Source organism: Roseibium sp. 10G30-5 (assembly GCF_055809635.1).
This window is the reverse complement of sequence record NZ_CM147918.1, coordinates 3,167,221-3,186,201: the sequence shown is the minus strand read 5'-3', so window position 1 is coordinate 3,186,201 and position 18,981 is coordinate 3,167,221. Positions and strand designations below refer to the sequence as shown.

The following is an 18,981-nucleotide window of genomic DNA, read 5'->3' as shown; positions in this document are numbered from 1 at the left end:
TTCCTCAACAGCATGTCGCCTTCAAGACGGCGAGGGCGTGGCACCCGGCTGTTGATCCAGACAACTGCACTCTAAGATAATCGCTTTGCAAAGTGTGTACAGCCCTTGCGGATCAACCGGCAGCGACATTTTTCAAGGAGGGCGCATGTTCATCGGCACCGTCTGCGGCAACAGACAAAAGATAGGCCCGGCAAACGGCTGGCAATTGCTGGTGCAACGCTTCGAGCCCATTTGCCGGGGCCTCATTTTCAAGAACCACACGCAAGGCCCCCGCCAGAATGACACGTAATGTCAGGGCCACTGCAGCAGGATCTGAAAACTCCGCATCCCTGGCACTGATCAGAACTGTCTCGATTGCCAGTTGTGTCCGCTTGGAGATGCCATTGATCAGATCATCGACATCAAGTTCCAGAAAAACCTTATAAAGCGCCCGGGAGTTGGGAATCTCGCGTGTCTTCACCGCCCAATAAGTTTCGGCCAGCTCTGTGCCGATATCGGCAAGAGTGTGCCCATGGAGACGGTTACACGTTGCCTCGATCTCGCTTGCGATAAAGTCCAGATGCCTTTGCAAGACAGCATAGAACAGGGCCCGCTTGTTCGGAAAATATTGATACATCGTACCGACGGAACATCCCGCACGCTCAGCCACTCTTGTGGTCGTCAACCGACGTGATCCGACGGCGAGCAAAACCTGAAGGGTTGCCTGCACAATCGCCTCTACCGTGGCTTGCGAGCGGGCCTGACGCGGCACTTTTCGGGGATTTTGACTGAGTTCTGCGAGCGGGGCCATATGCGAATTCAAAACCTGAAGATTGCTTCATATTTTAGGGACGTAAACACAAAGAGATCAATTGTTCAACGGGATCGTTTTCATGATGCAAAAAACCGGGCGTGTTGCTCTGATCACCGGCGCCAACAAGGGCATTGGGTTCGAAATGGCGCGCCAACTTTTGGGAGCCGGTTTACACGTCCTCATAGGGTCAAGATCCATCGCCAATGCTGAGGCTGCAATCCGCGATCTGGGTGAGTTGGCTGGCAAAGCACGCGCGCTGCAACTGGACCTGACCGATCAGACCAGCATCATAGCGGCAGTGACAGACATCACGGCCCATGAGGGCCAACTGAATGTTCTGATCAACAATGCTGGCATCACCTGCAATGGCGACGACGCGCCGTCCCGCGCGAAGGTCGATGCAGTGCGACAGACAATGGAAACCAATTTCTTCGGCACACTTGCGGTCACACAAGCCATGCTGCCGCTGTTGCGCAAGGCACCGCTGGCCCGGATCATCAACATGTCCAGCGGGCTTGGCTCTCTGACGCGAAACAGTGATCCCGACTGGGAGTTCTCCGATTATCAGTACATCGGCTATTGCGCGTCGAAGGCAGCTCTCAACATGATGACCGTGCAATTGGCCTCAGAACTGAGAGGCGACGGCATTGCGGTCAACTCGGTCAACCCGGGTTTCACGGCAACCGACCTCAACAACCACACCGGTGTGCAAACCGTCGCCCAGGGTGCCGAAGCGGCCGTGCGTCTGGCCCTGGAAGCCGATGGGCGCACGGGGGGCTTTTTCAGCACTCATGGCGAGGAACACTGGTAACCCCGTGCAATCGCAAATACTTCAGCCTCTTGAGACGTCTGGCCAGCCTCATCGGTTCTGCGTCAATGGCTCACATCAAATGGTCCCGCCTGAAGCGACACTTTCACTCCGGCTTCAGTTTCCGCAACCGGTCAAACAGATGATCCAGAGTTTTCTGAGAAGAGACCCAAAGACGATGCAGATAATGCTCGTCATCCGGCGTGAAGGGGTTGGCCGACTTGCCTTTGCCCACCATGGAAAGCGCCGGATCGGGCTTTTGCGCCTCGCCTGCATCCGGCTCTTTCGCCTGCGCCAAATCGTCGTTGCGCGCTTCGAGTTCGCTCACCTGTCTCGTCAGACGTGTCACCTGATCCGATAGATCATTGATTTCCTTGCGATAGGCCTTTTCAGTCAAAGGCGCTGGAATACAGCGCCAGATCCCGCTGTGCTTGCGACAGGCGTTGACGGTCCCTTCTTCGCGGTCGATGCGAAGAATATCCCCCTCAATCTTGACAATCGCGAAACGGTCGCTGGCCTGCGGAACAGAGGCCTCATCCCCAGCCGAACGGCCTGTCGCGGCACCTGTGTCAGGCCCCGGCAATCCGCCCTTTGGCTCCGTTTTCGGAACACGCTCTTGCGGAACGGACTGCTGTGTCTTGCCGATTGCACCCGGCCCCTGTGGCGCTCCGGTCGACGCAGATCCATCGCCCGGCCCAGCGGCAATGCCTGCGTTCGTATCCATCGTTTGTGCTGCGGCGGATGCCGTCAGTCCGACCACCAGCAAAAGCGCCATGGTTCCCTGTTTCAAGACCCGCTCCCCTATCATGCAGCGTGAGACCATCACGGCCGACCACATCCAATATGAATAAAACTTTACCAAAGGACACCGGCCGTGTTGAGAGAAATCACGGGGACACCAGCATTTCCTGAGGAAGAGGCATGAAATTACATGATCATGCCCTGGTGCCTCCCAACAGAGCCTCGACGCTTTCCAGCCGATCCGCCTCTGCCGGCGGCTTGTCCCAGCGCAACCGCGAGATCCGTGGAAACCGCATGGCGAGGCCTGACTTGTGGCGAGACGAACGCGCCAGCCCTTCAAAGGCTACCTCCAGAACCAGCCCCGTCTGCTTCGTGTGCTCGACCTCCCGGACAGGCCCAAAGCGGTTGACCGTGTGGTTGCGCACGAAACGATCAATCTCGGCCAGTTCCTCGTCAGTGAAGCCAAAATAGGCCTTGCCCACCGGCACCAGCTCATCCGTCCCATCGTCATCCTTCGAAGATTGCCAGACGCCAAACGTGTAATCGGAATAAAACGACGACCGCTTGCCATGGCCGCGTTGGGCATACATCAGCACAGCATCAATCAAGAGAGGGTCGCGCTTCCACTTGTACCACTGCCCCTTCGGTCTGCCGGGCACATAGAGAGCATCGCGGCGTTTCAGCATCAGCCCTTCCACCGCTGTCGCCTCATCGTCGGGAAGCCACGTAGTAGGCGCGGCGCGCGCGGCCGTCACGGCCTCCCAGGTCTCAACGGGCACCCGGGCCGACAACTCGAAGCGCGCGCCGTCAAGATCTCCAAGAAAGGCTTCGAGCCTCTCGCGTCGCTCGATGAAGGGGCGGTTACGCAGGTCTTCGCCATTTGCGGCCAGCAGATCGTAGGCCCGGATGGCGACCGGATAGTCCCTTTGCAATTTTGCACTCGCTGTCTTGCGATTGAGACGTTTTTGCAACTCGGAAAAGCTTTGCGTGACCCCTTCCCGAACAACGAGCAACTCGCCGTCCAGCGCTCCGTCAAACGTCAAGGCGCTCACCAGATCCGGAAAGGCCTGCGAAATGTCTTCGCCGGTGCGCGAATAAAGCCGCGCCACCCGTGCTCCCGTCTCATCGACACCACTGACAGCCTGAACCCGGATACCATCCCATTTCCATTCGACAAAGAAGTCGCCCAGATCAAGCGCGTCCCTATCCTTGGTCTCATCAAGCGGATGCGCCAGCATGGCCGGACGAAAAGGTGCAGGATCGGTCATCTCGGGCCGTGGTGCACGGCCTTCCACCCAGGCGAACAGCGTTTCGTAAGGCACCGAAAGCCCGTGCCATATTTCCTCCACCTCATCCGGCTCAACGTGTCCCATGCTGGCCACCGTCACCTTGGCCAGCCGTGCGGACACCCCCACCCGCAACCCGCCCGTGACCAGCTTCAACAGCGCCCAACGCCCCGTGTCGTCCAACTGGTCAAGCCAGCCTTCAAGCAATGCAGGCACATCGCTGCGTTTCGCCTCGTGCAGACGCATGACCACCTCGGACAGATGCAAAGGAGCCGTCTGCGTATGTGTGGTCCCCTGCGGCCACATCAGGGCGATGGTTTCCGACAGATCACCCACAAAATCATAGGACAGCTCAAACAGGCGCGCATCGACCTTTTCGGCGACCAGCGCTCGCAGTTGCGCCGGTTTGGCATTGCGAAACGACAGATCCCCCGTCAGTGCCGCCAGCGCAAAGCCGCGATCCGGATCCCGCGCCTGGCGCAAGTAGTCCCGAAGCAACGCTTCTTTGAGCGAGCGACGCGGTTCAAACGACAATCGATCCAGCAATTCTGCAAAAGCCTGCATGAAAATCCCAAAAATCGTCTTTTAGCCCCTGACACATATCGACGCAGGGCCAAGACGCCGTTATTATTGACAACAGAACATGCAAGGCTGTGGTTCCGTTACACGTCTTTTGCGAATTTATTGTCTATCCGGCCAGTCAAAACGCCTTGACTGTAGACGTTGAGGCAAGAAACCCTTATACAGGCCGTCAATGAAAAGTCAGCGGACGGACTTGTAACCTGTCTGTCGCTGCATTGATCTCCATTGAAAGATATTTATGACCGTATTGAATAACGTCGCTCCGGCGTTGGCCCGGGCTTTGGCAAAGCGTGGCTATGAGAGCCTGACGCCCGTGCAGGAAAGCGTACTGACAGAAGCACCATCCGGCGTGGATATGCTTGTTTCTGCACAAACCGGCTCGGGCAAGACTGTTGCCTTTGGGCTGGCACTCGCCGACACCATTCTGGGTGACGAAGAAACCCTTGGGCAGGCAGATCTGCCGCTCGCACTGGCGATCGCGCCAACACGCGAGCTGGCACTGCAGGTCAAGGAAGAACTTACCTGGCTTTATGCCGATGCCAAGGCCCAGACCACCTCTTGTGTTGGTGGAATGGACCCGCGCGCCGAACGCCGTGCTCTTGATCGTGGTGCCCACATTGTTGTTGGCACACCGGGGCGGTTGCGCGACCATATCGAACGTGGTGCGCTTGATCTGAGTGCCCTGCGCGCCGTTGTGCTTGATGAAGCCGACGAGATGCTCGACATGGGCTTCCGCGAAGATCTCGAATTCATTCTCGACGCTGCACCGGCGTCGCGCCGTACGCTGATGTTCTCGGCCACCGTTCCGAAGCAGATTGCCGATCTGGCACGTCGCTATCAGAATGACGCCGTGCGCCTGACGACGATCAACGCCCGCGAACAGCATGGCGACATCGACTATATCGCTCACCCGGTTGCGCCGAACGAGCGTGAAAACGCCATCGTCAACGTGCTGCGCCTGCATGAAGCGGAAAAGTCGATTGTCTTCTGCTCGACACGTGAAGCCGTCAATCGCCTGATGAGCCGTTTGGCCAATCGTGGGTTCTCCATCGTTTCGCTGTCTGGTGAATTGAGCTAAGGCAGAGCGCTCCAACGCGCTGCAAGCAATGAAGGATGGACGCGCGCGCGTTTGCGTGGCAACCGATGTTGCCGCCCGTGGTATCGATCTGCCCAACCTTGATCTTGTCATTCACGCCGATCTTCCGACCGGAAAGGCCGGCCTGCTGCACCGTTCTGGCCGAACCGGCCGTGCGGGCCGCAAGGGCACCTGCGTGCTGATGGTGCCTTATCCGCGCCGTCGTCAGGCAGAGCGCGTTTTGCAGCACGCCAACGTCAAGGTCACCTGGAAAGGTGCGCCGACGGCGGATGAAATCCTGGCACAGGATCAGGAACGCCTCTTGAACGATCCGTCTTTGACGGTGGTTCCGGATGATGACATCCAGCGCGCAGTTGCAGCTCTTCTGGAAAAGCACACGCCGGAACAGATTGCAGCCGCTTTCGTCGGTCTCTACAAGTCTCGCCTGCCCGCTCCCGAAGACGTGAGCGAAGCCAGTGAAGACCGCTTGCAGGGCCGTGGCGCTGGTGAACGCGGTGGCCGGTCTGCGGAAATTCTCGGCAAGTTCGAGAATGGGTCGTGGTTCCGGGTCTCTCTGGGCCACAAGCACCGTGCCGAACCGCGCTGGCTGCTGCCGCTGATCTGTCGTGCCGGTCACGTGACCAAGCGCGAAGTTGGCGCCATCAAGATCTTCCAGAACGAAACCCGTTTCGAAATCGCCAGCGAACATGCCGCGCGTTATGCCGAAGTCATCAACCGTGATGGCACCGGCGAAGACAATGTCACCATCACCAAGATGGATGACAGTGCTGCCAAGACGCCTCCTCCCTACTCGCGCCCGGACCGTGGTGCACCGAGCCGGGATCGTGCAGATCGCAAGCCGCGTCGTGACCGGGGCTCAGATTTCGAAAGTGGTGCGGAAGATCGCCTTGATGAGAAGCGTCGCTTCAAGGACCGTGATGGCGCAAAGCCGAAGCGCCGTCCGCGCCGTGACGACGAGGATGCCCGGCCAAGCCATCCGGCCTACGAGCCGTTTGACGCCCGCCCTGTTGGTGCTGGCGACAAGCCGGAGCGCAAGGACAAGGGGGAGCGTGGCGAGCGCTCTTTTGACAAGAAGCCTGGCGGCAAAAAGCCTTTTGCCAAGGCTGGCAAGAAGCCAACCGGCAAGCCAAGCAAGAAGCCTTCGCGGTCTGACCGCAAGGCCAACAAGGCTTGAACCACATAGGCTTTGAACGCCTGATTTTATACAAACAAAAGACAAAGCCCCGGACGCATGACACTGCGTCCGGGGCTTTTTCATTGGCTTTCAAAATACTCGGGACCGCTTATTGAAAGCGGCCACCACGCTGCAAGATTTCAACTTTGTAGCCATCCGGATCGCTGAGGAAGAAAAACTTCGCGAACGGCTTGCCGTCATGCGGCATTTGCTTGATCTCGCCAATGGCAATATCAATGTATCCCAACGCCATGATACGGGCGTGTTCAGCTTCGAGATCCTCGACGGAGACCGCCAGATGGCCATAGCCGTTGCCCAGATCAAACGGTTTCTGCTCGCCCTCATTGACGGTCAGCTCCAGTTCGAAACCAGTCTCCTCGTTCGCCAGATAGATCAGGGTAAAGCCGTCAAAAGCATAGCGACCGGCAACCTCCAGACCGAACACCTTATTGTAAAAATCCACCGAGCGCGCCTCGTTGGTGACCCGGATCATGGAGTGGATCATCTTCGCCATGGTATGTCCTTCAGTTCGATCAATGCCTTGATCAATATGAGATTGTTGATCGTCGTTGCAACGGGCAAGACGCAAGAAGAAGTGTTTACACCTCGTCTTCTGCGTCATCGTAACCAATCAGATTGAGCGGGCGCGCCTGAAGGCCTTGCATCTCGCACCAATGAACCAGCGCGTCCTCGGCGCCATGTGTCACCCAGATCTGTTCGGCACCGGTCTCCTGTACCGTGCGGCACAGATCATCCCAGTCCACATGGTCCGAGATAATCAGTGGCAGTTCAACACCACGCTGGCGGGCTCGCGCCCGCACCCGCATCCAGCCGGAGGCCATTGCCGTGACCACATCTGGAAACCGCCGCGACCAGCGATCGGCGAGCGCGCCCGGCGGGCAAAGGATGATTTCGCCGGCAAGCTCCTTGCCGCGGTCTCCGACCGGCTCAACCGATCCCAGATCCACACCTTCAGCCTGATAGAACTCCGTCAGACGCACCAAAGCGCCATGCAGATAAATCGTGTCGTCATAGCCGGCTGCCCGCAGTTCGCCCATCACGCGCTGCGCCTTACCGAGTGAATAGGCTCCGACAAGGAGCGTCTTTTCCGGAAAAATTGCGCGGGTGTGCAAGAGCTTGGCAACTTCATCGCTGGCAGGGGGATGGCGAAACACCGGCAAACCAAAAGTCGCCTCGGTAACGAAGGTGTCGCAAGGCACCAGTTCGAAGGGTGCACACGTCGGGTCGGACTGCCGTTTGTAGTCGCCCGAGATCACCGTTCGCCCTTCCCGTCCACACAACGCGATCTGGGCAGACCCCAGCACATGGCCTGCCGGATGAAACGAAACCCGCACTCCGTTGATGTCCAACGTCTCTGAATAGTCGACAGGCTGGCGTGTACCGCAAAACGCTTCGCCATAGCGGATGGCCATGATGTCCAGCGTCTGTCGCGTTGCCAGTACAGCTCCATGGCCAGAGCGAGCATGATCCGCATGGGCATGCGTGATCAGCGCCCGCTCGACCGGACGCACCGGATCGATATGGGCGTCGATTTGCGGGCAGTACAATCCCTCCGCCGTTTGGCTCAACAAATTGGTCATGCCACAGGATATAGGCACGCTTCAAAGCGAAGAACAGAGCCAATGCACTACCCCCATGGACGTGCTTCAAGCAACTTCGTATATCTGCCGGATGCAAACTGTTCTCACCTACTTTGCCGCAGCGTTGGCGGAAATTGCCGGCTGCTTTGCCTTCTGGGCGTGGCTGCGCCTCGGCCAGTCCGCTCTCTGGCTCGTCGCCAGGCCTCACATCTCTGGCGGTGTTTGCCTGGCTCCTGACACTCAGTCCTGCCAATCAGGCCGGCCGAGCCTATGCCATCTATGGTGGGTTCTACATCGTGTCTTCGTTGCTCTGGCTCTGGCTTGCAGAGGGGCAGCGGCCAGATCATTGGGACGTGCTGGGCGCATCTCTTTGTCTGACCGGGGCGGCCATCATTCTCTGGGCGCCGCGACCTGGGTGATAGCAGCAGCCGGAAAGACCTCAACACCAGTAACACCCGGCGAACCTCTGGCCGTTGCCCCAGCAACACCTATATAGATCACACATGAATGACGCGCCGCTTCTTCCCCCGCAGTTTCAGGACTGGTTCGTCACCCGTGGATGGACGCCGCGCCCGCACCAACTGGCGCTGCTGGACAACATGGAGCGGGACCGCTCGACATTGCTGATCGCCCCCACCGGTGCGGGCAAGACACTGGCTGGATTTCTGCCGTCTTTGGTAGAACTGACGCAACGCAAGGCCTTGCCACCCGGCTCTCCTGGCAAAGAAGGCCTGCACACGCTATATGTCTCACCTCTGAAGGCACTGGCCGTCGATATTGCCCTGAGCCTGGATCGACCGGTGCAGGAGATGGGGCTCGATATTCGCATCGAAACCCGCACTGGCGACACCCCGAGCCACAAGAGGCAGCGCCAGAAGCAGCAACCACCCGACATGCTGCTGACGACACCGGAGCAGATTGCCCTTCTGATTTCCGACCCGGCATCCGGGCATATGTTCTCCACCCTTCGCACGATCATTCTCGACGAGTTGCATGCGCTGGTGACATCGAAACGCGGAGATCTTCTTGCCCTCGGGCTGGCGCGACTGAGACGCCTGGCCCCCGGCCTGCGCACCATTGGTTTGTCGGCCACCATAGCGGAGGTGGATGACCTGCGCGTCTGGCTGGTGGCACAGGATAACCCGGACGTTCAGGCGCTGGCCGAACTGGTGGAAGTGAAGGGCGGAGCGCGTCCCGATATTTCCATCCTGCACTCGAAGGATCGTATTCCTTGGTCCGGCCATTCGGCCCGCTACGCGCTTGGCGAAATTTATGAACTGATCCGTGCCCATCGCGTATCGCTTGTCTTCGTCAACACCCGCGCACAGGCCGAGGTGCTGTTTCAGGACCTCTGGCGCATCAACGAGGACACACTGCCGATTGCCCTGCATCATGGCTCACTGGATGTTGGCCAGCGTCGCCGAGTGGAAGCAGCCATGGCAGATGGCCAGTTGCGCGCTGTCGTTGCGACCTCGTCATTGGACATGGGCATTGACTGGGGCGACATTGATCTGGTCATCAATGTTGGCGCGCCCAAAGGAGCCAGCCGACTCGCGCAACGCATAGGGCGTGCCAATCACCGCATGGACGAACCCTCCAAGGCAATTCTGGTGCCCTCCAACCGGTTTGAAGTGCTGGAATGTCAGGCTGCGCTTGAGGCCTCGTGGACGGGAGATCAGGACACGCCGCCGCTGCGTCGGGGCGCACTGGATGTTTTGAGCCAGCATCTGCTCGGCCTTGCCTGTGCGGCCCCTTTTTCTGCCGATGCGGTGTTTGCCGAAGTCACGGGGTGCCAGACCTATCGTTCGCTCGACCGCGAAACGTTTAACCGGGTGCTCGATTTTGTGGCAACCGGCGGCTATGCGCTCGGCAGTTACGACCAGTATGCCAAGCTCAAGCGCACGCCTGACAATGTGTGGCGCATTGCCAACCCCAGGATTGCACAGCAATACCGGTTGAATGTCGGCACCATTGTCGAGGCCCCCATGCTGAAGGTACGCCTTGTGCGTTCGCGAGCCAGTGGCAGCCGGAAACCGGTGGGACGCGGCGGGCGCATGCTGGGCGAGATCGAAGAATGGTTCATCGAGCAGTTAAGCTAAGGGCGATACGTTCCTCTTTGGTGGCGAGGTGCTGCGCTTCGAAGGCCTGATGGAGAACGAGGTACAAGTGTCACGGGCACAGGCAAGCGAGCCAATGGTGCCCTCGTATCAAGGCGGCAAGTTTCCACTGTCCACCTATCTGGCAGCAAGCGTGCGTCGCATGTTGGCCGACCGGGATCACTGGAAACTGCTGCCCGATCAAGTGCGGGTCTGGCTGGAATTGCAGGATGAAAAATCGCTTCTCCCCTCCAGCGATGGACTGCTGATCGAAACGTTCCCGCGCGCCGACAAGCACTATCTCGTCTGCTATCCCTTTGAAGGACGGTTGGCCCACCAGACACTGGGCATGCTGTTGACGCGACGTCTTGAGCGTATGGGGGCGAAACCCTGGGGTTCGTTGCCAATGATTATGCTCTCAGCGTATGGACCCTGAGCGATCTGTCGAGTCTCGTCGACAAAGGGCTTCTCGATTTCAATCAGTTGTTTGAAGAAGATATTCTGGGAGACGATCTGGATGCTTACTGGCTGGCAGAGTCCGCGCTCTTGAAGCGAACGTTCCGCAACTGCGCGGTAATTGCCGGTCTGATCGAGAGGCGGCATCCGGGCAAAGAGAAGTCTGGCCGTCAGGTCACCGTCTCCTCCGACCTTATTTATGACGTTTTGCGCCGTCATGAACCGGATCATATCCTGTTGCAGGCGACATGGAACGACGCCGCGGAAGGACTTCTGGATATCTTGCGATTGAGTGAACTTCTCACCCGAATTCGCGGACGAGATCACGCATACTCGTCTCAGTTGCGTTTCCCCTCTTGCCGTTCCAGTCCTGTCTGAGATTGGACGTGAACCGATATATGGCGAAGCTATGGAAAGCATTCTCGAAGATACATCCGACGTCTTGTTTCGCGAGGCGACAGAAGAATGAGCTTGCTTCCCTCCCATATGAAAGAGTTCATGTTTGCGCCGGTCTGCTATGACTTGCAGATCAATGGCGAAACACTCGGCCTTCATGAAAGTGGCGCGCTTTGGTGGCCTGATCAGTCAACGCTGATCATTGCCGACATGCATCTGGAAAAAGCCTCCAGCTTTGCCCGGCGCGGCCTCATGCTGCCCCCTTATGATACCGCTGCCACGCTGGAAAAAATCGCTGCCGTAATCGAGGCTTTCGAGCCGACGCGTGTGATTGCGCTTGGCGACAGTTTTCACGACAGCAACGGCTCTGATCGTTTGCCTGCAACCTACCGCGCCATGCTGGCGACGTTGCAGCTCAACCGCGAGTGGCTGTGGGTCACAGGCAATCATGATCCGATCGCGCCCGTGCGTCTGTGCGGGGAAACCGTCGATGAAATCGAGCCTGGGTCGCCTCGTCTTCCGGCATGAGCCGAACCAGGACATCGGCGGACACCACATGGGTGAGGTCTGCGGCCATCTGCACCCGGCCGCCAAGATCCGCCGTTATGGACGCGGGATTCGTCGGCCTTGCTTTGCCACGGATGGCAAACGCATCGTTCTTCCCGCATTTGGCGCATTGACCGGCGGATTGAATGTGCTGGATCAGACGTTTTCGCCACTGTTCGAAGACCGCCGCTTTTCGACCTTCCTGCTTGGCGAAAGCCGCCTCTATCCCTTTGTCGCCACCCGTCTGGTGGCAGACTGATCACACTAAATTATGCATCGTTCAAATGGAGATACACCTAATGAAAAATAATAAGTTTCCGTTTCGATTGATTAAGGAAGAGCGTTATCAAGAATATAAGAAACTTAAGAAAGAAATTTCTCGTATTCATTCAATCGAGTCTAAATTAATATTCCTCAAGGGCATGCTGGATTTATATCATAAAGACCTTTTGAAAAATATTGACGATTCCAAATCGCAAATATTTCAAGATCTTTTTGTTCTCAGCCAGACGGATTTTAAATATAACGGTTTCTTTGTAGAATTCGGTGCCACAGATGGTATCGAATTTTCTAATACCCATTTACTGGAAACGAAATTTTCCTGGACAGGCATTCTGGCAGAGCCAGCAAAATGTTGGCAGACAGCACTGAAATCAAACCGCAATGCAACTATTGAAACTGATTGTGTATGGCACACGTCAGGAGAAACCCTGCAATTCAAAGAAGCCGAAGCTGCAACTTTGTCCACACTTCATGATTTCGAAGCCTCAGACTTCCACGAACAAAGTAGGCAAAAAGGAACAATTTACACGGTAAAGACGATATCTTTGAATGACCTTCTCAAGAAACACAACGCACCAAAAAATATTGACTACCTATCAATAGATACCGAGGGGAGCGAATTTGATATTTTAGACGCCTTTGATTTCTCAGAATACAACATCGATGTAATTACGTGCGAACATAACTTTACGGAATCAAGGGAGAAGATTAAAAATCTTCTCGAGAAAAATAACTTTCAACGCGTACTCACGGATTTGTCAAAATTTGATGACTGGTACGTAAGCAAAAGAATTATTGCCAATTGAATAACGCAGTCCATCCTTCAATCCTTGCGGAAGATCACACCGGCGAACCAGCCGGTCAGCAGCGCAATGGCAACTGCGCCGATGCCGTAGATCAGGGGAGACTGATGCGCCAGGTGGTAGGTGAATTGCTCAAAGCCGATCTTGGCGACTGCCAACTTCTGCGAGACCTGCGCCAAAACAATGCCATCTTGCATGAGAATGGTGCGCACCTTGTATTTCCCAACCGGAATATTGGCTGGAAGGGGAATGGTGGTACGGAACATGCTGTTGGTCAGAAAGCTCACCGTTCCGGGAGCTTCTGAATAAAGCCCGTGCTTTTGCTTCAGGCGCAAAAACGCATTACGGAACCCCAACCGCTGCGAGACGGGCACATCCGATGTGCCCGTGATCGCCAGATTGATGTGATGCAAGCCGATTTCGTAATTATCGAGGGTCACACGCGGTGCAAGCTGACTCACCTTATCGGTGCTTGCCAGCGCATAGAATGATGGCACGTCGTCAAAGACTTCGCTGCCGCGGTTGACCCATATGCCGAGAAGCTGCCCCTTTCGCCGTGTCGTCACCTCTTGCGAGGGACCTTCAACGATGGTTGCAATCTGGTATTTTCCTGGACGCTCCACCGTTTCCGCATCGCGCAACACCTGACCGAAGACCACGATGGATGTCCCGCTGAAATTCGATTCAATCGACACAATGTTGGACGACAGCGACATGACGAGGTTCTCGGCCTGAGCCTGCTGTGCAGCGCCCACTGCGCAAAGCAACAACGCCCCGATGCTCATAAGAGCGGCTTGAAGAGCCCTTCCGGCGCGGCGAGTGCGACTTGCTTTGCCGCCGCTTGCAGGAGAGTTGGTCATCACGCCCCTGCCCCCTTGAGAATGGCAATGGAATAAAGTTCGCTGGGCTGAAGCAGCAATTCGTAGGCAAACCGCACACCGACCAGCAAGACCAGCAGGGCCAGCATCAGGCGCAACTGTTCTCCGCGCAGGTTCTGTCCCATGCGCGCGCCGAACTGCGCGCCAATGACACCGCCAATCATCAAGGTCATCGCCAGCACCACATCAACAGTTTGAGTGCTGACCGAATGGAGCACAGTCGCGGTTGCCATGGTGAAGAGGATTTGCAGAAGCGAGGTGCCGATCACGACGCCGGTTGGCACCCGCAGCAGATAAATCAGTGCAGGCACCATCATGAAGCCGCCGCCAATGCCCAACACCGTACCCAGAAAGCCGATGGTGCCGCCAAGCACAACAATCGGGATCACGCTGACATAGAGCTTGGAGCGGCGAAACCGCATCTTGAACGGCAGGCCATGGATCCAGTTATGCTGTCCGGGTTTACGATTGGTGACCGGGCGCCCCCCTTGCGGCGTCGCATGGCGCGCAAAGACTCAACCAGCATCAAGCCGCCGATGGTGCCCAGAAACGTCACGTAGGACAGGGAAATAACCAGATCGAGCTGGCCGAGCGATTCAAGCACCCTGAACAGGACCACACCCAACATGGACCCGATGATGCCGCCAATCAGCAGCACTGTGCCAAGCTTGAAGTCGATGGCCTTGCGTCGCCAGTAGGACAGAACGCCGGAGGCCGAAGACGCGGTGACCTGAGTGGTGACGGTGGCAACGGCAACTGCGGGCGGAATGCCGGAGAAGATCAGAAGCGGCGTCAACAGGAACCCGCCACCAATTCCGAACAATCCCGACAGGAAGCCAATCGCTCCCCCCATGCCGAAGATGACGAACATATTGACAGGAATTTCGGCGATAGGCAGGTAGAGTTGCACGATAGGCTGCCGGACTTTGTGGGCGCGATTGACTGCGCCCTATTGCTGTTGAGTGGTTAAAGCCGGTCTCTGCAGAAACTGTCAAGCAAGGAAGACGGAATTTGCCTTTGCGACCCTGCCCCGGAAAAAAGCTATATTTCTTTCATCCTTATGACACTTAGGTCGCTTTCCGTCTTTTTCCACCGCCCGAGATATCTGACCTCGTGAAGGCTTCAAATCACTGGCACGTCAAATGGACTGCTTCTTCAACGCCTGCATCAGGCTGGCAGTCACTTCGCCCGTTTCCGGACGCCCTATACTTCGCTGAAAAGCCCGGATCGCACTGCGTGTTCGGGGGCCCATCTTGCCATCAGGCTGACCGGTGCTGAAGCCAAGATCATTCAACTTCGTCTGAGCAGTCAGCACCATGCCGCCAAAATCCGGAAGTCCGCTTGTCAATGTCGTCAGATCCGGACCATTTGCCTGAGCGGTTTCCCAAGAGGCATCCGTCTTGACCTTGTTGGCCGCGGGCAAAAGCGCTTTGACCTTGAAGGACTGATACGCTTCATTGGCCTTGGCCAGGGTCGTCGCATCCATCATCTTGGCAATTTCATCACGCTTTTTCGCAGCGCCCTGATCGCCTTGGCTGGCCGCGATGGCAAACCATTTATAGCTCTGGACAAGATCCTTCTGCACACCCAATCCACGCGCATACAGAATGCCGAGATTGAAGAGACTGTCGCGAATGCCGTGATTGGCCGCCGCTTCAAACCAGCGCGCAGCATTGTTAAAGTCAGGCTTTCCGTCGACACCCTCGGCATACATAACCGCGAGATTGTGCATGGCCTTGGCATTGCCCGCCTGAGCGGCTTGCGTATAGAGCATGCGCGCCTTGGCTGGATCGCGCGTAACGCCGCGGCCCTTTTCATAAAGGCTGGCGAGACGGTATTCAGCCGGAGCCAGTCCCTTGTCGGCGGCAAGCTTGTACCATTTGGCAGCAGCGGCGAGATCGGCCTGCACGCCCTGCCCTTCGGTGTATTTCACGCCAATGAGGAAAGCGGCAGAGGCGTTGCCACGGGCTGCAGCTTTGCGCAGGGCCATCGGCCCAACCTCTTCAGGTGGCAATTTGAGATCAGCAGGTGTTGCTTTTGCCGATTGTGCAGGTGCATTGGTTTTACTGAAAGCCGTTGCATCCGCAGATGCAGACTTGGTGAAATGGCTATCAACACCGCTTGGCGGAGCATAGGCCACGGCCTTGCTGGGATTGGCCGCGGTTGCGCCGTCACCAACAGATCCGATAGACGCGGTTGCCTCCGGCGCGGGTTCTGTCGGGATGTCCGATGTATCCTCAGCGGATGTCGCGGCATCGCTTGGCAGAACAGCCCCTTTCGCCATCTGGTCGCCGTCCCGCGCCCCTTGCGGGATCATCCGGTCAGCGACTTTCTTCGGCGCCTGGTCTGTGCCCGATGTCAAAACCTTGACCGGCGTTGCCGCCTGCGCCAACGCAGCTGATTTTCCGTCTGTCTGTGTCGGACCCGTCTGCGCCATCATGCCGGGCAGCTTGCCCTTCAAGAGGGCCGGATCGACAAACTTTACCGCCTGAAGCGAGCCGATAGCCAGAACAACGGCTGCCGCAGCAAACAAAAGGGCCCGACGGCGGGTCTTGCCCTTGCCGGACGCCTCCTCATCAGCTTCTTCCTCATCAGCGGGCGTCGCATCCGGCACGGCGATGCGCTGTTCTGCGCGCAAGCCGAAAGGTTCACGCGATGGAGCTTCCATTTCTGGTCCGAGTTCCAGCGTCTCATCATCGCCTGTCAGGTTTTCCTGTGCTTCACGATCGCGCTTGAGAACCTTTTTCAGCCAACCGCCATCGCGCTTCTGCGTTTCTGCGATGTCGTCCACATGGGCAGCAGGGACCGGAACCTCCGGCTTTTCCTCTTCCATGCGGGCGGCTTCCTGCGATGCCGCTTGCGCGGCACGGCGCGCGGCCGCAATAAAATCGGCCTTGCGATCACGGCCACGGTCTGCGGCTGTGCGCGGTGCTGGCACAGATTCCGCAGGACCACCCCAACCCTTGCGACCGCTGCGGGCCACGCTGGAGCGTTCCAGGTCATCCAGTCGGGAATTCAGCGAACTGAGAACATTCTTGACGTCGCCAAAGGTATTGCGTGTGCGCTGTTCAGAGCCTTCGGCAGCTTCCAGCAGCCGACGCAGATCGTCTTGCAACCCTTCCATTGCCGGATCGCCGTGACCGCCGTTTGCAGACATTTCAGCCGCGCTCTTGGAGACAGCTTCAAAGGCAGCGTCGCGCGCCAGCGAGGCCATATCACGGCGGGTTTCGCCCAGCCCCTCTTCGATGCGCTGCAAAGTGGTCGCGATCTGCTGCATACCCCGTTCAGAGGTGCCGCTTTCCTGCAATAAATCAACCAGTGCGGCGACCTTCTCGCCAAGATATTCAAGGCGACGATCATCGGTGCGCTCGGCTCCACTGGCCAGCGCATCGGCCAGATCCGCCATGCGGTCTTCCAGATCGCTGTTGCGCGGCGCCTGAACAAGCGTCGCACGCATTTCGCGAATCTCGCCGCGCAATTCATCCAACGCCTGACGCGAGACACCGTCCTTCGGCACATCAAGCTTGCGGGTCAGATCCATGACCCTTGCATGAAGATCCTGTAAAAGCTTGCTCTCGACGGTGCTTGCCTTGGTCGCAGCCGCATCCAGGACGGGCACCGGACGGTTGGCTTTCTTGACCAGCGTATCCAGCTTCGCAGCAATCAGATCCAGACGGCTATCGAGCGCGGCAATGTTCTGTTCAACCGTCGGTGCGGCAACCGGGCTATTTTCCATCCGATCCAGTCGACCGACAATGTCATCAAGGCGCGTGTCGGAGGGAGCGGAGCGATCCTCGGCCATCATGCCGAAAATTTCTTCCAGACGCCCTTCCAGACGATCTTCCATGGAGGTCAGGCGCGACCCCAGGCCGTGCTGTTCGCGCGCCAGCGTCTCAATCTCGTCCATACGGCCGGAGACAAAGCGCAAGCGCTCGTCAATGCCGGAGACAAGGCCCTGCACATTGATGCGCTCAACCACGTCGCGCATTTCACGCAACTCATCGCGCAAGGGAGCGATTTCGGCCCCGGCATTACGCTGAAGCAGCATTTCCAGAGTTGAGGCAACATCGGCGATACGGGTTTCCAGCAGCAGCATGTGCTCGCCGCTGGGCAAGGAGGCAAAAGCGTCCTCGATTTCATTCAGGCGCAGGGCCACATTGTTGAGGATCTTGGGATCCGCGGCACCGCGCTTCAATTCATCCATGCGCTGCAAGAGATGGGCATAGCCATGTTCCAGCGTCTTCAGCGAGCCTTCGACATTCGCTTCCGAGACTAGATCCTTGAGGCTGGAAATTTCCTGACGTACTTCATGTGCAAGTTTGGTGTCGTGCCCACCCGCGCGCAACCGTTCGACCATGTCGCCCAAGCGGCGCAGCTCATCATTCTGGCGCGAAATACGTTGTTTGTGATCCGTGGCATACCCATCAAGGCTTTCGCGCAGAGAGCCAATTTCTCCACGAACAGCTCCAAAGGCCTGTTCCTGTGGCTGCCGTAAAGCGTCGATCCGGGCGGCGAGATCGTCGACCATGCGCGCGGACAATCCGCCATCAGCAACCGGCTGCATTGGCGGGTGGAAGTCGCTCTTTGCGCGAGACGGCATGGAAGCGGGAGCCAGATCATAGTCCCCCTCGTCATCCAACGCCTCGTCTTCAAGATAAGTATCACGCGCAGAAGATCTCAGATCGTCCTGCGGGTCATGAGAGATTTCAGCACTCAGGCGTGCGTCAGCGTTGCTGAGGTCCTCGACCCGACGATCAAGGCGTTCCAGCGCTGAAATGATACTGTCAAAAGCATCACTTTCCGCAGCAGGCACCACCGTTTCAGCAGCCTTGCGGACCGTGCGACGCGGGCGTGGTGTGTCAGCAATCGGCTTGGAAGCTGCTCTTGCCGGTTCCGCTGTCGCACTGCCTTTAAGGGCTGCGTGACCACCCGACTGTTTCAGGTCTTCGCGCTCGCGCAGCAACCGATCGAGCTGTTTCGCAACCGCTGCCAGATCGTCGCTTTCACCATTGTGGCTACGGCTGGAGGCATCTGCTGCAATGGATGTGGCGGTGCGAGTCAAGCGCTCCACACGTTCGTTCAAGGCATCATGTCGGCTGGGTCGAAACGCGGGCTCCACTCCGGAACCATCCTCAGATGTTTCAAGGCGATCCTCGATCCCGTACAAGGATTGATCCTGGCCACGGCGTCCTGCCCTATGGTTTTTCCAAGCCGACATTTTTTGACCCTGAACTGGCGACCTTCTGGCCGCTTGATGACTCTGGGCTGCCCGGCATGATGATCGGACGAATTACATCCGTTGCAAGACAGCATCCAAATGATTGCGGTTTAGGGTAAACAGCGCGTTAAAAGTCCTTGGGAAACATGGATTTCCTTCATTTGCGATTCACCATGAATGATGCCTTACCCCTCATTTTCAAGAGGCAAATACATGCGATGATCT

12 protein-coding genes and 4 pseudogenes are annotated in these 18,981 nt (G+C 57.5%); 8 read left to right on the top strand and 8 right to left on the bottom strand.

The window, feature by feature from the left end:
- Window positions 1–112: 112 nt before the first annotated feature.
- Window positions 113–790: a TetR/AcrR family transcriptional regulator gene (locus AC0L7U_RS16120; protein ID WP_473692084.1), complete on the bottom strand. Its 678-nt coding sequence runs from the start codon at window positions 788–790 to the stop codon at window positions 113–115.
- An 82-nt stretch (window positions 791–872) separates the two neighbouring features.
- On the opposite strand from AC0L7U_RS16120, the gene AC0L7U_RS16115 reads away from it, so the two are divergent.
- Window positions 873–1,604 carry an SDR family oxidoreductase gene (locus AC0L7U_RS16115; RefSeq protein ID WP_473692082.1) on the top strand — a complete coding sequence of 244 codons (732 nt, stop codon included), beginning with the start codon at window positions 873–875 and terminating at the stop codon, window positions 1,602–1,604.
- 103 nt (window positions 1,605–1,707) lie between these two features.
- On the opposite strand, the gene AC0L7U_RS16110 is transcribed toward AC0L7U_RS16115, so the two are convergent.
- Window positions 1,708–2,391, bottom strand: a complete 684-nt coding sequence (locus tag AC0L7U_RS16110) for a hypothetical protein (RefSeq protein ID WP_473692080.1) — start codon at window positions 2,389–2,391, stop codon at window positions 1,708–1,710.
- Window positions 2,392–2,536: 145 nt separating this feature from the next.
- Window positions 2,537–4,192, bottom strand: a complete 1,656-nt coding sequence (locus AC0L7U_RS16105) for a cisplatin damage response ATP-dependent DNA ligase (protein ID WP_473692078.1) — start codon at window positions 4,190–4,192, stop codon at window positions 2,537–2,539.
- 256 nt (window positions 4,193–4,448) lie between these two features.
- On the opposite strand from AC0L7U_RS16105, the pseudogene AC0L7U_RS16100 reads away from it, so the two are divergent.
- Window positions 4,449–6,480, top strand: a pseudogene (locus tag AC0L7U_RS16100) (DEAD/DEAH box helicase).
- Between the two features lie 109 nt (window positions 6,481–6,589).
- Here AC0L7U_RS16100 and AC0L7U_RS16095 read toward each other — a convergent pair.
- Together AC0L7U_RS16095 and AC0L7U_RS16090 are read right to left on the bottom strand one after the other, a co-directional pair.
- Window positions 6,590–6,994 carry a VOC family protein gene (locus AC0L7U_RS16095; RefSeq protein ID WP_473692076.1) on the bottom strand — a complete coding sequence of 135 codons (405 nt, stop codon included), beginning with the start codon at window positions 6,992–6,994 and terminating at the stop codon, window positions 6,590–6,592.
- 85 nt (window positions 6,995–7,079) lie between these two features.
- Window positions 7,080–8,081, bottom strand: coding sequence for a ligase-associated DNA damage response exonuclease (locus tag AC0L7U_RS16090; RefSeq protein WP_473692074.1), 1,002 nt, complete (start codon window positions 8,079–8,081; stop codon window positions 7,080–7,082).
- On the opposite strand from AC0L7U_RS16090, the pseudogene AC0L7U_RS16085 reads away from it, so the two are divergent.
- The 6 genes and pseudogenes from AC0L7U_RS16085 to AC0L7U_RS16060 form a co-directional block, all read left to right on the top strand.
- Window positions 8,080–8,283 (top strand): annotated as a pseudogene (locus tag AC0L7U_RS16085) (hypothetical protein); the annotation flags it as partial. The gene AC0L7U_RS16090 and the pseudogene AC0L7U_RS16085 sit on opposite strands and share 2 nt — an antisense overlap.
- Window positions 8,284–8,299: 16 nt before the next feature.
- Window positions 8,300–8,500 (top strand): YnfA family protein, encoded by a 201-nt coding sequence (locus AC0L7U_RS16080; protein ID WP_473695868.1) that lies wholly within the window; start codon window positions 8,300–8,302, stop codon window positions 8,498–8,500.
- 84 nt (window positions 8,501–8,584) lie between these two features.
- Window positions 8,585–11,102, top strand: a pseudogene (locus AC0L7U_RS16075) (ligase-associated DNA damage response DEXH box helicase).
- Window positions 11,099–11,557 (top strand): metallophosphoesterase, encoded by a 459-nt coding sequence (locus AC0L7U_RS16070; RefSeq protein WP_473692072.1) that lies wholly within the window; start codon window positions 11,099–11,101, stop codon window positions 11,555–11,557. The pseudogene AC0L7U_RS16075 and the gene AC0L7U_RS16070 overlap by 4 nt, the downstream one beginning before the upstream one ends.
- The gene (locus tag AC0L7U_RS16065) at window positions 11,520–11,834 is read left to right on the top strand and encodes a hypothetical protein (RefSeq protein ID WP_473692070.1); all 315 of its coding nucleotides are present in this window, start codon (window positions 11,520–11,522) and stop codon (window positions 11,832–11,834) included. The genes AC0L7U_RS16070 and AC0L7U_RS16065 overlap by 38 nt, the downstream gene beginning before the upstream one ends.
- 40 nt (window positions 11,835–11,874) lie before the next feature.
- On the top strand, window positions 11,875–12,663 hold the full coding sequence (locus AC0L7U_RS16060) for an FkbM family methyltransferase (RefSeq protein WP_473692069.1): 789 nt from the start codon (window positions 11,875–11,877) through the stop codon (window positions 12,661–12,663).
- Window positions 12,664–12,680: 17 nt separating this feature from the next.
- On the opposite strand, the gene AC0L7U_RS16055 is transcribed toward AC0L7U_RS16060, so the two are convergent.
- The 3 genes and pseudogenes from AC0L7U_RS16055 to AC0L7U_RS16045 all read right to left on the bottom strand — a co-directional run bounded on the left by AC0L7U_RS16055 (window position 12,681) and on the right by AC0L7U_RS16045 (window position 18,609).
- Entirely contained in the window at window positions 12,681–13,520 is an 840-nt protein-coding gene (locus tag AC0L7U_RS16055; protein ID WP_473692067.1) for a TIGR02186 family protein, read from the bottom strand.
- Window positions 13,520–14,448, bottom strand: a pseudogene (locus AC0L7U_RS16050) (sulfite exporter TauE/SafE family protein). Before AC0L7U_RS16050 ends, AC0L7U_RS16055 begins: the two are co-directional and overlap by 1 nt.
- Before the next feature lie 228 nt (window positions 14,449–14,676).
- A complete protein-coding gene (locus AC0L7U_RS16045) occupies window positions 14,677–18,609 on the bottom strand; it encodes a peptidoglycan-binding protein (RefSeq protein ID WP_473692066.1) in 3,933 nt (1,310 codons plus the stop codon).
- Window positions 18,610–18,981 lie beyond the last annotated feature (372 nt).